The sequence below is a fragment of the Pseudomonas sp. L13 genome (assembly GCF_009935965.1).
Lineage (GTDB): Bacteria > Pseudomonadota > Gammaproteobacteria > Pseudomonadales > Pseudomonadaceae > Aquipseudomonas > Aquipseudomonas lactis.
Genome location: NZ_QODJ01000156.1, coordinates 1 through 641, shown reverse-complemented (window position 1 = coordinate 641; position 641 = coordinate 1). Strand labels below are relative to the sequence as shown.

Sequence of the window (641 nt, the reverse complement as noted above, 5' to 3'; positions counted from 1 at the left end):
TGCACAAGAGCCTCTTGGTCTTCAGGAGAAGCAGGTGTTGCAGGGTCCAGTGAAGCCTTTGGACTGGAGGTTTCCCATTGTTCCAGAAGTGCCGAGTGAGATGGCGGTGGATTTCCATTTGAGGCAACCTGTGACCCCCAGTAGTGTAGCTATTCAATGCGGTGAGAACCGGATTCATGTGGAGGTACAGCAGGACTTGTTTAGCAATGGTGAACTGATCCAGCCATCTGGTCTGACTCTGGGAGGATGTCCTGTTGTCGGTTTGGTCCCAGGCTCTAAGGTGCTCTTCTTTGAGAATGAACTGCAGGACTGCAACAGTGTCTTGATGATGACCAAGGATGAGCTTGTCTACACCTTTGCCCTTACCTACACTCCTGAGGCGTTTGCTGGCACTCCGATTACCCGTGCAGGTGGTGCAGTTATTGGAGTTCAATGCCACTATCAAAGGTTTCAAAATGTCAGCAGTAGTGCCTTGAAGCCAACTTGGGTCCCTTATGCCTCAACGGAGGCTGGTGAAGAAGTCTTGGTGTTCTCCCTGAAGCTCATGACTGATGACTGGTCCTATGAGAGGCCTTCAAACTCTTACTTCCTGGGTGACGTTATTAATGTTGAGGCATCTGTGAAGGTATACAACCACGTCC

The 641-nt window shown here is 50.2% G+C and carries 1 protein-coding gene; it reads left to right on the top strand.

Translation table 11 applies throughout. The annotated features are described in order from the left end of the window. Positions 1–34: 34 nt before the first annotated feature. Positions 35–641, top strand: a 607-nt coding sequence (locus DK871_RS28455; protein ID WP_161519140.1) for a zona pellucida domain-containing protein, incomplete at its 3' end; no start/stop codon positions are given.